This window comes from Erwinia sp. PME.40.26/001 (assembly GCF_055556675.1).
Map to the genome: position 1 here is coordinate 60,323 of NZ_JBVHNP010000015.1, position 15,719 is coordinate 76,041.

Consider the following 15,719-nt stretch of genomic DNA (forward strand, 5'->3'; position numbering starts at 1 on the left):
GATCTTACGCCTTCAAGGACGAACCCATGAACAAGCATTGCTATCGTCTTATTTTCAGCCGCACTCACGGGGAGCTGCGGGTGGTTTCGGAACTGGCCCGTAGCTGCAGCAGCGAACCCGGACAAACCCGTGCCACCGGAGCGCCTCGCCTGTGGGTAACGGTGCGCAGGGTGATATGGATGCTGGGTCTGACACTCTGTGCTGGCACGGCGACAGCCGGAGGGATTGTTGCCGACGGACAGGCGGGGGCGCAGCGCCCGCAGGTGATCGCGACCCAGAACGGCCTGCCGCAGGTGAATATTACCGCCCCCAACCAGGCCGGGGTCTCCCATAACCAGTACCGCCAGTTCGACGTCGATAAGAAGGGGGCCATCCTCAATAACTCCGCCTCAATGACCTCCACGCAGCTGGCAGGGATGATCCAGGGTAACCCGAATCTCAATCCCAAATCGGCCCCGGCCCGCGTCATTCTCAATGAAGTCAACAGCAACAACCCCAGCGAGCTGCGCGGGTTTCTTGAAGTTGCGGGTGGGCGGGCACAGGTCATTGTGGCTAACCCGGCGGGGATCGTCTGCAACGGCTGCGGCACCATTAATGCCGGACGGATGACGCTGACCACGGGTAAGCCCCAGTTGAATGCGGATGGCAGCCTCGCCGGTTATCAGGTCGAGCGCGGCACCGTGCGTATTGAAGGCGGCGGCCTGAACGGCGACGCGCGGCATGATACTGAGTATGTTGATGTGCTGGCGCGTGCGGTTGATATCAACGCGGGCGTCTGGGCCCGGCAGGGTCTCAACGTGGTCGCAGGACGCAATCGCATCAGTGCCGATGGTAAAACGGTGACGGCGCTGGCCACCGACGGTAAAGCCCCTGAGCTGGCGATTGATATGGGCCAGATGGGCGGCATGTACAGCGGCAGTATCCGCATGATCGGCACGGAGGCTGGCGTCGGGGTGCGCAACCAGAACGCGCAGGTTCAGGCGGGCAAGACGCTGACCGTCAGCAGTGAGGGCAGGCTCAACTGGCAGTCAGATGCGCAAAATGCTGCCACGCAGGCCGGTGGCGATATCCGCCTGGCGGCCAGAGACGCTGTTGACTATCAGGGTAAATTACACAGCGGTGGTCAACTTTACGTGCAGAGCCGCGAGGGTAAGCTGACGCAGACAGGCACCCTCGCGGCGGCGGGTGATGTGCAGCTCAACGCCATTCGCGGTATAGAGAGCAGCGGGCACCTTCTGGCGGGCAGCGATGCTAACAGCCAGATTAACCGCGAGGCCAGCCTGCGCCTGGAAAGCCAGGGCGATATTCGCGCCAGCGGCAGCCTGCTCAGTAAAAAAGATGTTGATGTGAGCGGACGCCGGGTCGACATCAGCGGCGCGAACGTCGCGGCCAGCCGTGCCCGGCTAAACGCGCGGGAAGGCGGCGCGGCGCTGCAACATGCAGCGATAGACAGCAAACAGCTTGTCATCAACACTGGCGCTGATATTGATGCGCGGCAGGCCAGGGTGAAAGCGGGCCGCTGGGACGTCGCTGCAAATAACCTGTTCAATCAGCAGGCCACCTGGTCCCAGACGGGAAGTGGTGAAAGTCGCTTCGCGCTGACGGGACGGCTGGACAACAGTGACGGCACCATAGAAAGCCGCCAGCTCAGCTTCAGCGCTGCCGCGCTGACCAACCAGCGCGGCAGCCTGCTGGCACTCGATAACGCGGCACAGCAGTGGCGAGTCAGTGGCCTGCTCGACAATGCGGGCGGCGAGCTGGGTAGCAACGGCGATCTGCGGCTTGACGCTGGTAGTCTGGACAATCAGAACGGCACGGTAAAAACCCAGGCAGCGCTGGTGGTGCATAGCTCCGGCGCGGCCAATAACGCGGGTGGTAACCTGCTGGCCGGTAACGCCCTGACGCTCAGCGCGGGCGGTGACGTCAGCAACCAGTCCGGCACCCTGAGCGGCGGCCAGCTCACACTGAAGGCCGGGCATCTGGATAATACCCAGGGGCAGGTTATCAGCCAGGGCGACCTTGGTCTGACGGCGGACAGGCTGGACAACCAGCGTGGCCTCATCGGTGCGGGTAAAGAGCTGGACATTCACACCCGCGACTGGGACAACCGGAGCGGCACGGCGCAGGGCGAAACGTCACTGACGGCGGTGGCGAACGCCGTCAACAACGACGACGGGAAACTGCTGTCAGGCCAGCAGCTGATCCTTAATGCTGCAGGGCGCACCTCCAACCGGGGAGGCGAAATCAGCGGTACGGTGCTGACGGTGAGCGCTGACAGCCTCGATAACACACAGGGTAAGGTGATTGGCCAACAGACGCTGGACCTGAATGCCCATCAGGGGCTGGACAACGACCAGGGACTCATTGGCGCAGGTAAAACGCTGACGGCTCACACCGACGGCGACCTGAACAACCGTGGCGGCACGCTCACCGCAATCGGGCAGGCTACCGTAACGGCACGGGACGTGCACAACGATGACGGCAAGCTGCTGGGTGGTGAGCAGCTCACCCTCACCGCGGCGGGGTTGCTCGCGAATGGAAAGGGTGAAATCAGCGGTCAGTCGCTGACGCTGACGACCGGCAGTCTGGATAATGCCCTGGGTAAGGTCATTGCCCAAAACGACGTCACCCTGACGTCGCAGCAGGGGCTGAATAATGCCGGCGGCTGGCTTGAGGCCGGTGATGGCCTCTCGCTAAACGTCGGGGGCGACTGGGATAACCGTGGCGGTACCGCCCAGGGCGGCCATCAGGTCAACGCCAGTGCGCAGTCGCTCGACAATACCAGCGGCAGGCTGCAGTCCGGTGGCGACCTGAGCCTTAACAGTACAGGCGATATCCTTAACCGCGCGGGCAAACTGAGCGCGCAGCAGGCAGTCACGGTTAACGCAGGCGCGCTCAGCCTGTTTGACAATGACGGTGGTTCGCTGCAGAGCGGCGGCACCCTGGCTCTGCAGGGCGGACGACTGACCAACCGTCAGTCTGGGCGGGTTTACAGCCAGAACGCACTGGCACTCAGCCTCGCCGGGGAATGGAACAACCAGGGCGGCACGTTGACCGGCAGCGGCAGCACGTGGGTACGCGCTGCAAACCTGTTGAATGCTCTGGGGGCTGTCAACGCGCTGGACAGCCTGGACATGCAGTTCAGCGGGAAGCTGGATAATGGCCAGGGACGTATTTTCAGTCAGCTGTCGCAAAAGCTCGACGCGCAGGACATTGTCAATGCCAGCGGCTGGATGGGCAGCCAGGGCAGCTGGCACGCCGTCAGCGGCAGCTTTGACAACGCACGGGGCAGCGTGCAAAGCCAGCAGGATGCGCAGCTTTCAGCGAACCGGCTGGGCAATACCGAAGGTATCCTGCAGTCTGCGGCGGACCTGGTGCTGCACGTTGCGCAGGATATCGATAACCACGGCGGCAAAGTTTCCGCACAGGGGCTGCTTGCCGTACAGGGCCCGACTGCGGATGCCTCCGCCGGGGCAATCAACAATGCGGGCGGCCAGTGGCTGGCGGGAGAGGCACTGAACATTGCTGCCCTGAGCCTTAACAACACCCAAAACGGTGAGCTGTACAGTCAGAAGCTGCTGCGCCTGAACCTGAACGGCGAACTGGATAACCGCGGCGGCAGGCTGCAGAGCGGCGACGCGCTGTCGCTTGACGCAAAGGCACTGAAAAATGCCGGTGGGACGACAGACGCCGGGCAGGCGCTGACGCTGCGCATCCTCAGCCTGCTTGATAATACCGGCGGTACAGTACGCAGCAACGGCGACCAGCGGGTAACGGCGGGCAATATCAATAACCGACAGGGAGTGTTCAGCAGCCTTGGTGACGTTGACCTGGCGACGGCACAGCTGGACAACGCCGGCGGCACGCTTATCAGTCAGGGTGCAGGCACCTATCACATCGACCGGCTTGACAACCAGCAGGGCAAGGTTCACAGCGCTGCATCGCTGACGCTTAACGCAACGCGGGTGAATAACCAGGGCGGTCAGCTCGTCGCAATGCAGGCGCTGAGGCTCAAGGCGGACGCGCTGGACAACAGCGCTCAGGGGACGCTCAGCAGCCAGGCGTCGCTTGACCTGCAAGCTGACAGCCTGAACAACCGCGACGGCGGCCTGATCCTGGGCACCACGCACACCGGCATCCGCGCGCGCGACATCGACAACGCGGCGGGACGGCTGCAAAGTGCGGGCACCCTCACCTTCACGGATGTCGCCACGCTGGATAACCGCCAGGGACGACTCCTTGCCAACGGTCATATCGCCATTAATGCCGGACTGTCGCCGACCGACTCACCGCTCGCCCTGCTCAATCAGGGCGGACGGGTAGAGAGTGCCGGTGACCTGACCGTGCATACGCGCACCCTGGAAAATCAGCGGGGCACCCTGCTCGGTCTGCAGTCGCTCACGCTGAGCGCGCAGCAGGATTACACCCGCACCGCGGGCGAAACCGTCAGCAGCAACGGCACGGTGACGTTCTCCCTGAGCGGTGCCTTTACCAACCTGGCGGATTGGTTGCTACCGGGCGAACTTATCCTCAATGCGGGCAGCATCACCAATCCGGCGGCCCTGGTGGGCAAAACGCTACAGCTGACGGCCGGGACCCTGAAAAACACCGGACGCATCGAAGCGGACACCATGACGATGGACGTCGGTACCCTGGACAACGCCGCAGCGCTGATGGGCGACGACATTAGCGTGCGTGCGCGTGCTCTCGACAACCACGGTCAGCCTGCGGTGATCGCGGCGGCCCACAGTCTGACGTTGTGGGCCGGTGAGCGCCTGAGCAACCGGGATGGCGCCCTGCTCTACAGCGGCGACAGCCTGTCGCTTCACAGCGATGGCCTGATTGAGAACCGGGCGAGCTTTATCGAAGCGGACGGCAACGTTACTGTCGAGGCCCGCCGGCTGGACAATCTGCGCGAAGGGCTGGAGATAGAGCGCGATGCAGAAAAGAGCGACTACAAGTGGCACCGCTACAACTACTACTGGCGCACCTATGGTTCGGCGGTCAACCCCGATAAAAGCACCATGGCGCCAACCACCCAGCAGCTGACCTTCCAGGATGACGCGGCGGCGCAGAGCAACCGCTACGGCACCCTGCTGGCCATTGATGCGGCGGGCAAGCGCGCGCAGGTGCGCGTAAAAGACAACAAAGGCCAGCTGACCGACCTGTGGGTCAACTACCTGGCGCTTAAGCCGAATAACGACGGCAGCTACGCCATGACGTTCTATGAAACGCGTGGGGGAAATCAGCTGGCGACCATCCCGACGCCCTATCAAAACGGCTTCCACTGGGAGCACGACTGGACGCAGGTGCTGACCTGGGACCCCGAAAAGCACATTGATATCGACAGCGCACCGTTCGTCACCGATTACAACAATTTCCGCGAACGTAGCGAGAGCGGCACGGTGACGCGCGACAGGCTGGTCTCCGAAGGCATCGGCGCGCGCATTCTGGCGGGCGGCAATCTGCTGTTGCGCATTACCGGGCAGTTGCTCAATGACGCCAGCGTCATCACCGCCAACGGCAACCTGACGCAGGATGGCGGTGGCAGCGTGGACAATCGCGGTTACTCGGTCAATGAACGGCGGCAGGCCGTCATTGTCGACCATTACGACAAGGACACCCATCACTGGTATCCGACGTTCAACCGCGACGAAACCACGGCGCTGACCACCGTTGACGGCATTATTACCGGCAACGGCACGGTTACCATCAACGGCGCCAGCATTACCAACACGACGGTAAACCAGGCGCAAATCAGCCGGCTCGAGTCGGCATTAAACGCCGTGGACGCCGAACGTGCCGAACTGGAGCGCAACCCGCTGGCCTTTACGGTTGAAGGTGCTGCCCTACTGGATGGCGACACCGCGCTTGCGCCGGGCGAGCAAATGACCATGCCGGGCGCCACACCGTCTTCGCCGCTGGGGCGCCCGCTGCTACCGGCCGAGCTGGCGCTAACGCAGTTACAGCATCTGGGTAATGTAGCGACCGCCATTCCCAATAATGGCCTTTTTGCCCAGCATACGGCGCCCGCCAGCCCGTTCCTGGTGGTCACCGACGAACGCTTTACCCGCCGCGATAAGTTTATCAGCAGCGATTACCTGCTCGACCGGGTGGGTTATGACCCGGCGCAGGCACACAAGCGCCTGGGCGACGGTTTTTACGAGCAGCGCCTGGTGCGTGAGCAGGTGCTGGCACTCACCGGTAAACCGTCCGTCAGGGGGGAAGATGCGATGGCGCAGTACCAGCAGCTGATGAGCAACGGTAGCCAGGTCGCGCAGGACTTCCATCTGGTGCCCGGCGTGGCCCTGACGCCGGAACAGATCGCCGCGCTGCAGCAGGACATCGTCTGGCTGGTCAGCGAGACGGTACAAACGGCCGACGGTCCGCAAACGGTGTGGGTACCGAAGGTCTACCTGGCACAGAGCACGCTGCGCCTGACCGGGGATGGGGCGGTGATTGGCGGCGGCAATCTGCAGCTCTCGGCCGGCAGCATCACCAATGCTGGCAACCTGTTTGCCGACAAAGCTCTGACGGTTGACGCCGGGCAGTTCCTGCACCAGGGTGGCGACATCAAGGCCGGCACTGTTGACGTGCAGGCCGACACCCTGTCGATGAGCACCAATCTGCAGGACGCGCTGCGCCAGGCGACGATGAGTGCCGATGATATCAGCCTGCGCGGCACTGATATTCGGCTTGCGGGCGCGAAGCTGACTGCGGCTGACACCCTCAGCCTGAGCGCGCGCAACAATCTGACCATTACCACCGCCAGAAGCAGCCACACGGCTGACCTTGGGGTTATCTCCGGCTCGATGGGCAACCGCACCCGCGGCGGCACGGAGGCAGCCGGATCCCGGATGGCGCAGGTCAGCGGCGAATGGCAGCAGGCGCTGGGGAGTGAGCTTAACGCCGGCGGCAATCTTACGCTCAATGCCGGGCGTGACGTGACGCTGACGGGCAGCCAGGCCCAGGCAGGCGGCCAGTTGGGCGTGCAGGCCGGCGGCAATATCAACCTCCTTGCCGATAAGACCACCAACACCACGCACCTGGACGCCAACAGCCGGACTTCGTCAGTCAGCAACAGCCGCGAGGAAGAGCGGCTGACGCTCAGTAGCCTCGGAGGCGATCGGGACGTGACCCTGGTCGCGGGCAACCAGCTGCTGGCCGAAGGCGCGCAGGTTGACAGTAAAGAGGGCCGCATCGGCATCAGCGCGCAGGATGTGACTATTAAAGACGCACGGACACACACGCAGGATCAGGACCGTGAAAACAAACGCGAGGGCAAGACCAACAGCCATCGCATCGAGCAAACCACACGCGAGACCAGCAGCGGCAGTACCTTCAGCGGTCAGCAAGGGGTCACGGTTATCGGGCGTGGGGGCGACGTAACGGTCACCGGCAGTGCCCTGCACAGCGAACAGGGCGCCATCGCCCTGCAGGCGAAAAAGGATGTGACCCTTAATCACACCACCGACAGCGAACATCGCGTCTCCAGCGAGGAGAGTCGCGGCCGGAAAACCAAAGGTCAGCGCGCCGAAGAAACCCTGCGTGAAAATGTGGTGGGCAGTACCCTCAGCGGGCGCGACGGCGTCACGGTGGTGGCGCAGGACGGCAGCATTACCGCCACGGCAAGCGCCCTGCACAGCGAACAGGGGGCCATCACGCTGCAGGCGAAAAAGGATGTAACCCTCAATACCGCCACCGAACGTGAGTCAACCTTCAGTGAGGAACGATCTCAGAAAAAGGGCTTCCTGAAAAAAAGGAGCAGCCACAGCGTGGCGCATGATGCCACCACGCGAGAGAAAGGTACCCTGCTCAGCGGGGAGAGCGTCAGCGTTAGCGCCGGCAATGACTTGTCGGTCACCGGGTCGGCGATTGCCGCCGACCGTGACGTGAACCTGCAGGCCGGACATAACGTTGATATCGGTGCAGCCACCGAGACCGACACGCACTACCGGCTGGATGAGAAGAAAAAGAGCGGCCTGCTGGGCAGCGGCGGCATCGGCTTTACGATTGGTAAGCAGTCGAGCAAGCACGAAGTCAACGAAAAAGGCAGGACCCAGAGCCAGAGCGTCAGCACCGTCGGCAGCAGCCAGGGCAATGTCAGTATCACCGCAGGCAACCAGTTGCACATCGGCGGTGCCGACCTGGTGGCGACCAGGGACCTGAACCTTACTGGCGACAGCGTGGCTATCGACCCGGGCTACGACCAGCGCACCCGCAAGGAAACCTTCGAGCAGAAGCAGAGCGGGCTGAGCGTGGCGCTGTCGGGCAGCGTGGGCAGCGCGCTCAACACCGCCGTCAGCACTGCGCAGCAGGCGAGAAAGGAAGGCGACGGACGCCTGAACGCGCTGCAAAACACCAAAGCGGCGCTGTCCGGCGTGCAGGCTGCACAGGCCTGGGCGCGTGACGACGCCCTGACCGGGGCGGCGGACGCGAAGAATGCTGCAGCCGGCCTGCAGTCGGGTGATAAAGGTGCCGCGCAGGGAGCCACCAACACCGTTGGCGTCACTGCCTCCTGGGGCAGCCAGTCGTCGAAGAGCGAAACCCGCACCGACAGCCACCAGTCGCAGGGCAGCACGCTCAGCGCCGGGCAAAACCTGTCGATAACGGCAACCGGTAAGAATAACGCCGCGCAAAGCGGCGATATCGCGATATCCGGCAGTCAGCTTAAGGCGGGCAAAGACCTGACGCTTGATGCGGCGCGGGATATTACCCTGCACTCCGCGCAGAATAGCGAATCCACAACAGGCACTAACAGCAGTAAAGGCGGCAACGTCGGCGTGGGTATCGGTGCCGGCACTGGCGGCTACGGCATCAGCGTCTCTGCCGGGGTTAACGCCGGTAAAGGGCATGAGAACGGCAACGGCCTGACCCATAGCGAAACCACGCTCGATGCGGGCAGCCATCTCAGCCTGAGCAGCGGCCGCGACACCACTCTGCAAGGGGCGCAGGCCAGTGGGGAAAAAATCACCGTTGACGCAGGGCGCAACCTGACGCTGGCAAGCGAACGGGACAGCGACCGCTATGATGCGAAGCAGCAGAACGTCAGCGCGGGCGGCAGCTTCACCTTCGGTTCGATGACCGGTTCCGCCAGCGTCAGCGCCAGCCGGGACAAGCTGCACAGCAACTTCGACAGCGTTAAAGAGCAGACCGGGCTGTTTGCGGGCAAAGGCGGCTATGACGTCACCGTCAAAGAGCACACCCAGCTCGACGGCGCGGTGATAGCCAGCACGGCGGAGAGCGACAGGAACCGCCTCGATACCGGCACGCTGGGGTGGAGCGACATCCACAACCAGGCCGATTTTAAGGCCACGCACAGCGGCAGCAGCCTCAGCACCGGCGGGCCGGTGGGCAAGGACCTGCTGACCAACATGGCCGGCGGCATGCTGTCGGGCGCCAACAACGGCGGCCATGCAGAGGGCACGACGAAGGCCGGGGTCAGTGAAGGGACTCTGACAGTCCGTGATACTGATAAACAGCAGCAGGACATCACACAGCTGAACCGGGATACGGATAACGCCAACGCCGGCAGCATCAGCCCGATATTCAACAAGGAGAAGGAGCAGAGAAGGCTCCAGGAAGCGCAGCTGATAGGTGAAATCGGCGGTCAGGCGATGGACGTTATCCGCACGCAGGGCGACATCGCCGGGCTGAAGGCCCAGACAGACCCGGCGGCGCTGGCGCAGGCGCGGGAGCAGCTGGCGAAAGACGGTAAACCGGCCGGCAGCGCGGCGGTGATGCAGCGCGCCTATGACAACGCGATGCGGCAGTACGGCACCGGCAGCGACCTGCAGAAGGCGGCGCAGGCGGTAACGGGCGCGCTGACGGCGCTGGCGGGCAACAACCTGGCCGGTGCGCTGGCGAGCGGCGCGTCGCCGTATCTGGCGACGGAAATCAGGAAGCTGACCACTAATCCGCTGACCGGTAAGGTGGACGTGGCCAGCAACGCGATGGCGCACGCGGTGCTGGGGGCGGTGACGGCGCAGCTGAACAGTCAGTCGGCTGTCGCTGGCGGGCTTGGTGCCGGCGGCGGAGAGCTGGCGGCGCGCTACATTGCCGGGCAGCTGTTCCCGGGCAGGGCGGCAGACCAGCTGAGCGAAAGCGAAAAACAGCAGGTCAGCGCGCTGAGCGAACTGGCCGCAGGAGTTGCGGGCGGCCTGGCGACGGGCGATACTGGCGGAGCAGTGACGGCCGGCCAGGCGGGTAAGAATGCGGTTGAGAATAACTATCTGAGCGTGTCAGAGAAGACCGAGCTTGAGATAGCGAAGCAGAAACTCAACAGCAAAGACCCGGCAGAGCGTGAGCAGGCCCAGCAGAAAGTTAATGAACTGCGTGAAAAGGATATCGCCAGCGACCAGAAGGTCATTGATGCTTGTGGAAACGGTAATGCCGGAAGTGCGGCTTGTGCCAGTGCAAGACTGGAGGTTATCGCGGCCAAAGGTGAGTACGACACCGGGCAGTACAATAACAAAGTCAGCGAGATGTACCCGGATGCTTACGGCCAGATAGTGAACCTGCTGAATATCACCAGCGTTGATGCACAGAATCAGCAGCAGGTGAAGGATGCACTGACGCAGTATGCAATGGATGTGCTGGGCGTGGATCGCCAGACTGCTCAGGGCTATGCCGAAACCAAGCAGGGTATGGATATTATCGTTGCTTCGGTAACTCCTCTTATAGGGCAAGCTGCCTCAAATAAGTTGAGTTACCTTGGCGTTGGGAAGAAAATAAATTTTGACGGTGAATTTTACTCTGTAGATGGAATGAAATTCAGTAAGAGTTATTATGAGAAGTTATGGTCTCAGGGACGACCAGCTCCATTTATTCAGGCTAGAGAAGTGTTGAATAGCAATCCTAAGTTCGAACCAGATCCGAGAGGTGCACCAGGATACTTCAGGTATGAAGGTGGAGAGCTGGAAATGATTTATAACCCTAAAACTGGTCAGGTTGGGCATATCCAGCCGGTTAAAAGTAAGTAGAGGTAATTATGGATATTTGGCCAATTCTTAAAGATGAGTTGGAAAAATACTATGAGGCTGCTTTGTCAATTAAGCGGCTTGTAGGATTATATGAAAAACGATGTGAAGAACTTATTTTAAATATCGCTAGATCTGAATTTAGTGATGCCGATGCTCTTTTTGATGAGTTGTTTGACATTCAATCTAAACTGGCTGTCATGCTATATAAATATGAATACATTCCTGATAGGAAAATCAAGGATTTAATATATTATTTAGACAGGGATGATATATATTCCAGAAAGCATTGGTTTAAAAAATTCACAGAGGGTCAGCGCTGGCCTGATGAATAGTGTGTAAATATTTACAGCAAATCCCAACCCTCGTGGTTGGGATTTTACTTTATAACTAGCCAGTTACACCTTAGCTACCCGCTTCTGCGGCCCCGCGATCATCTGGATAAACTCGGTGATCTGCCGCTGCTTGCGGGCCGACAGCTTACCGCACACCTGGCGCAGCGTCTGCACCACCTCCGGCTGCGCTGAGGGCGGTTTAACCGTCAGTATCAGGCAGTCCGGCAGCACCCGCACGTTAAGCGGTGTCATCAGACATCCCGGCAATACACGGCACGCCAGGCTTCAGCAACATTGAGGACCGGGCTGAGTACCAGGTCGAGCACCAGAGCGTGGGCATCAGCTCGGGCGGTAGCGTGGCCAACGGCCTGCTGGCGGGAATGAACAGCAGCGGGAGTTCGACGACGAAGGCGGCGGTGAGCAAGGGCACGATAGTCATCCGTGACCCGGCGACCCAGCAACTGGAGGTGGAGGGGCTGAGCCGCGACGTGGAGCACGCGAACCAGACTCTGAGCCCGATATTCAACAAGGAGATGGAGCAGAGAAGGCTCCAGGAAGCGCAGCTGACAGGTGAAATCGGCGGTCAGGCGATGGACGTTATCCGCACGCAGGGCGACATCGCCGGGCTGAAGGCCCAGACAGACCCGGCGGCGCTGGCGAGCGGCGCGGCGCCGTATCTGGTGACGAAAATCAGGAAGCTGACCACCAACCCGCTGACCGGCAAGGTGGACGTGGCCAGCAACGCGATGGCGCACGCGGTGCTGGGGGCGGTGACGGCGCAGCTGAACAATCAGTCGGCTGTAGCAGGCGGGCTTGGTGCCGGCGGTGGAGAGCTGGCGGCGCGCTACATTGCCGGGCAGCTGTTCCCGGGCAGGGCGGCAGACCAGCTGAGCGAAAGCGAAAAACAGCAGGTCAGCGCGCTGAGCGAACTGGCCGCAGGGCTTGCGGGCGGCCTGGCGACGGGCGATACTGGCGGAGCAGTGACGGCCGGCCAGGCGGGTAAGAATGCGGTTGAGAATAATTATCTGAGTGAGAAGGAGTCCCGGCAGCTTGATAAGGAACTCTCCGCCTGTAAATCCACCGGAGGTGACTGCAAATCTGTTGTTGAAAAATATATCGAAATCAGTAATAAAAACAGTAAAGAACTGGCCGAAGCCTGTACGGGTGGCGGTGTGGTCTGCGTAAGTTGGGAAGAAATGGTTCAGGCGGAAACCAACGTTGCGCTGGATGCTGATAAACATCAGATAAGGCTGAGTGAGAAACTGAAGGACCCGGATGCGGCAGCGTTGGTAAAATATCTTAATGGCACCGACCTGAAATTCCTGAAGGATAATATCACTACCAGCGATCGGGTTATGGATGTGGTAATGACCCCAACCTCCTGGCCGGTAGCGGTCATGGGAGGAAAAGCGATAATTACCAATACGGTGACGAAAGGGAAAGAGCAGTTAATTGCTGTTGGCGTGTCTGCCGGGCTGGGTGCGGGTATTCAGTACGGAACCACCGGGGAAGTGAAACTCTCCGATGTTATAGGAGCCGGAGTAATAGGCGCGATCACAGCGGGTAAAGGTTATAACCCAACCGTGGCATGGAATGCAGCAGGCGGTTATTACCAGGCTGAAATTAGCGGTGACGATCCGTTTATGGGGGCCTTGCTGAGTAAGGCAGGTGCAGGTGCTGGATATGTTGTTGGGAATATCATCAAAGTACCAATGGATAAGATACTTAATCCGGTATCGAAACAGTACGAATGGGTGCCGACCGGAGTATGGACTATAACCAAGCCAGTACCTCAAAGCTCTGTACCATCAATTATGGGGAATTTAGGCGATACTTTTATGTCTGGAGTAGCTGGAGACAGTTTGAAAAAAAACATATCTGGAAATAAAAATGAAACTAAATAACACCAAAAAGTCTGTATTAGTGTTGTTACTTCTATGCTTTTTAATGTGTGTTGCTTTGATTATGATTGGTACATTTTCTTATCTTTTCAAAGGATGGCTAATATGGGAATTTGATAAACCATTTCCCTTTGGACAAGAAGAAATCGTAACGATCTTAAAAATCAGCTTGTTAGGCATACCTACGGGGCTGATATTTTGGTTATTCGATATTCGTTAATTTAAATAATAATAAATCCCGGCCACCGCGCCGGGATTTTAACATTAACAGTCAGCCAGCGCTCCGCTTCTGCGGCTTCGCCATGACCTGAATCACGTCCATCAGCTCCCGCTGCTTACGGGCAGACAGCTTTTTACAGGTCTGGCGCAGGGTGGTGACCACTTCCGGCTCCTCCGGCTCTGGCCGGGGTGCTGTCCGGGGTGCAGGGGGCGCAGGCCTGGGATCATGACAATGCTGTAACGGAAGCGGCCGATGCAAAAAATGCAGCAAATGGCGTGGAGAAAGGCGCCGATGGGGCAGAAAAAGGCGCCACCAATACGGTGGGGGTGAATCTCTCTTATGGCAGCCAGTCGTCAAAGAGTGAGACGACCATCAAAAGCAGCCAGTCGCAGGGTAGCACCCTGAACGCCGGGCAAAACCTGTCGATCACCGCGACTGGCAAAGGTAAAGGGCCTGACAGCGGCGATATCAACATTGCAGGTAGCCAGCTTAAGGCGGGTAAAGATCTGTCGCTGGACGCCAGTCGCGATATCCATCTGGTGTCGGCGCAGAATACCGAAAGCACCGACGGTAAAAACAGCAGTAAGGGCGGCAGCGTTGGCATCGGGATTGGAGTGGGCTCTGGCGGCTGGGGCATCAGCGTATCGGCGAGCGTCAATGCCGGTAAAGGCCATGAGAAAGGGAAGGGCCTGACGCATAGTGAAACCACCCTGGACGCGGGCAGCGTGGTCAGCCTGACCAGCGGGCGCGACACCACGCTGAAAGGCGCACAGGTCAGCGGTGAAACCGTGACCGCTGATGTCGGACGTAACCTGACGCTTGCCTCGCAGCAGGACAGTGACAGCTACGATGCAAAGCAGCAGAATGTCAGCGCGGGTGGGAGCTTCATCTTTGGATCCATGACCGGATCGGTGAATATCAACGCCAACCGCGACAAGATGAACAGTGATTTTGACTCGGTGAAGGAGCAGACGGGGCTGTTCGCAGGCAGCGGCGGCTATGATATTAAAGTAGGTGAGCACACGCAGCTGGACGGGGCGGTGATCGCCTCAACGGCCACGGCGGATAAAAACAGCCTTGATACCGGGACGCTGGGTTGGTCAGATATTCATAATCAGGCTGATTACAAAACCGAGCATCAGAGCGTGGGCTTTAACAGCGGTGGGCCAATAGGGGCCAACCTTTTAAGCAACGTCAGCGCCCTGCCGATATCCGGTTCGGGTAGCGAAGGGCACGCGGAGGGGACCACCAAAGCGGCGGTCAGCGAAGGCAGCATCACCGTGCGTGATACGGCGAAGCAGCAGCAGGACGTCACCACCCTGAACCGCGATACGGAGCACGCCAACGACGGCAGCATTACCCCGATCTTTAACAAAGAGAAAGAGCAGAAGCGGCTACAGCAGGCGCAGCTGGTCAGCGATATCGCCGCGCAGGCGCTGGATATCTACAACACCCACGAGGCGACCAAAGCCACGCGTGAGGCCACGGCGGCACTGGGCGATAAATCGCGTCAGGCCGGGCTTGAGGAGCGGGCGAAAAAGGCGCTTTCGGAGGAGAAAAGAGTCAATCCGAAGGTGGATGACGGGCCGCAGGCGGTAGCCGGAAAAGCCTGGCAGCTGGCCTATGACGATGCGCTGGCGGCAAATGGCGCGCAGATGGGGGGCAGCGTGAGCACGGGCGTGAATGCGGTGGTGAGTGCGCTGCAGGGCCTGGCGGGAGGTGACATCAGGGCCGCGCTGGCGCAGGGTGCGGCGCCGTATCTTGCGGGGGTGGTCAAGACCCTGACGACGCAGGATAAGCAGTACAGCGAACTGAGCGCGGCGGAGAAAGCGAATAATGCGCTGGCGCATGCGCTGCTGGGCGGAGTGGTTGCAGAGCTGAGCGGCGGCAACGCGGCGGCGACAGCGCTGGCGCTGTACGGTACGGCGGACAGCAGTAAGCTGACGTCGCAGCAGAAGGAAAACCTGAGCGCGCTGGCGACGCTGGCGTCAGGGATAGCGTCAGGTGTGAGCAGCGACAGCACGGCGGGAGCGGTGACGGGCGGGCTGGCGGGTAAGAATGCGGTTGAGAATAATGCGCTGAGTGATATTGCTCAGGCGCAGTCTGAAGGCAAAACGCTGGAGCAGAAGGCGGGTGAGTACGTTGAGGCCGAGAACGAACGCTATAAGAAGGCCAACTGCAGCGGCATGAGCGCCGAAGCCTGCTCAGTGAAGATGTACACGGAACGGCGTGAAGCGTTGAAAGATATGGTGTCAACGGGTGCAGATTTTGTGCCGGTTGTTGG

General features: G+C 60.4%; 5 protein-coding genes and 1 pseudogene. 5 read left to right on the forward strand and 1 reads right to left on the reverse strand.

All coding sequences use genetic code 11. From position 1 onward, the window contains the following. The first annotated feature begins 26 nt into the window (after positions 1 to 26). Positions 27 to 10,982 (forward strand): hemagglutinin repeat-containing protein, encoded by a 10,956-nt coding sequence (locus ACZ3HG_RS22460; protein WP_465334505.1) that lies wholly within the window; start codon positions 27 to 29, stop codon positions 10,980 to 10,982. Between the two features lie 8 nt (positions 10,983 to 10,990). Next, positions 10,991 to 11,314 (forward strand): hypothetical protein, encoded by a 324-nt coding sequence (locus ACZ3HG_RS22465; protein ID WP_465334507.1) that lies wholly within the window; start codon positions 10,991 to 10,993, stop codon positions 11,312 to 11,314. A gap of 63 nt (positions 11,315 to 11,377) precedes the next feature. Here ACZ3HG_RS22465 and ACZ3HG_RS22470 read toward each other — a convergent pair whose 3' ends face one another. Further along, positions 11,378 to 11,566, reverse strand: coding sequence for a SymE family type I addiction module toxin (locus ACZ3HG_RS22470; protein WP_465334509.1), 189 nt, complete (start codon positions 11,564 to 11,566; stop codon positions 11,378 to 11,380). Here ACZ3HG_RS22470 and ACZ3HG_RS22475 point away from each other — a divergent pair. The 3 genes and pseudogenes from ACZ3HG_RS22475 to ACZ3HG_RS22485 all read left to right on the forward strand — a co-directional run. After that, positions 11,560 to 13,218, forward strand: coding sequence for a VENN motif pre-toxin domain-containing protein (locus ACZ3HG_RS22475; protein WP_465334511.1), 1,659 nt, complete (start codon positions 11,560 to 11,562; stop codon positions 13,216 to 13,218). The two genes, ACZ3HG_RS22470 and ACZ3HG_RS22475, sit on opposite strands and share 7 nt — an antisense overlap. Further along, a complete protein-coding gene (locus tag ACZ3HG_RS22480; protein ID WP_465334513.1) occupies positions 13,205 to 13,435 on the forward strand; it encodes a hypothetical protein in 231 nt (76 codons plus the stop codon). The genes ACZ3HG_RS22475 and ACZ3HG_RS22480 overlap by 14 nt, the downstream gene beginning before the upstream one ends. Before the next feature lie 191 nt (positions 13,436 to 13,626). Then, positions 13,627 to 15,522: pseudogene (locus ACZ3HG_RS22485) on the forward strand (hemagglutinin repeat-containing protein); the annotation flags it as partial. Positions 15,523 to 15,719: the final 197 nt, after the last annotated feature.

Excerpts from the sequence above, each read along its gene's own strand:
- ACZ3HG_RS22480 (WP_465334513.1), top strand. The coding sequence starts at position 13,205 with ATGAAACTAAATAACACCAAAAAGTCTGTATTAGTGTTGTTACTTCTA.
- ACZ3HG_RS22470 (WP_465334509.1), bottom strand. The coding sequence starts at position 11,566 with ATGACACCGCTTAACGTGCGGGTGCTGCCGGACTGCCTGATACTGACG.
- ACZ3HG_RS22465 (WP_465334507.1), top strand. The coding sequence starts at position 10,991 with ATGGATATTTGGCCAATTCTTAAAGATGAGTTGGAAAAATACTATGAG.
- ACZ3HG_RS22460 (WP_465334505.1), top strand. The coding sequence starts at position 27 with ATGAACAAGCATTGCTATCGTCTTATTTTCAGCCGCACTCACGGGGAG.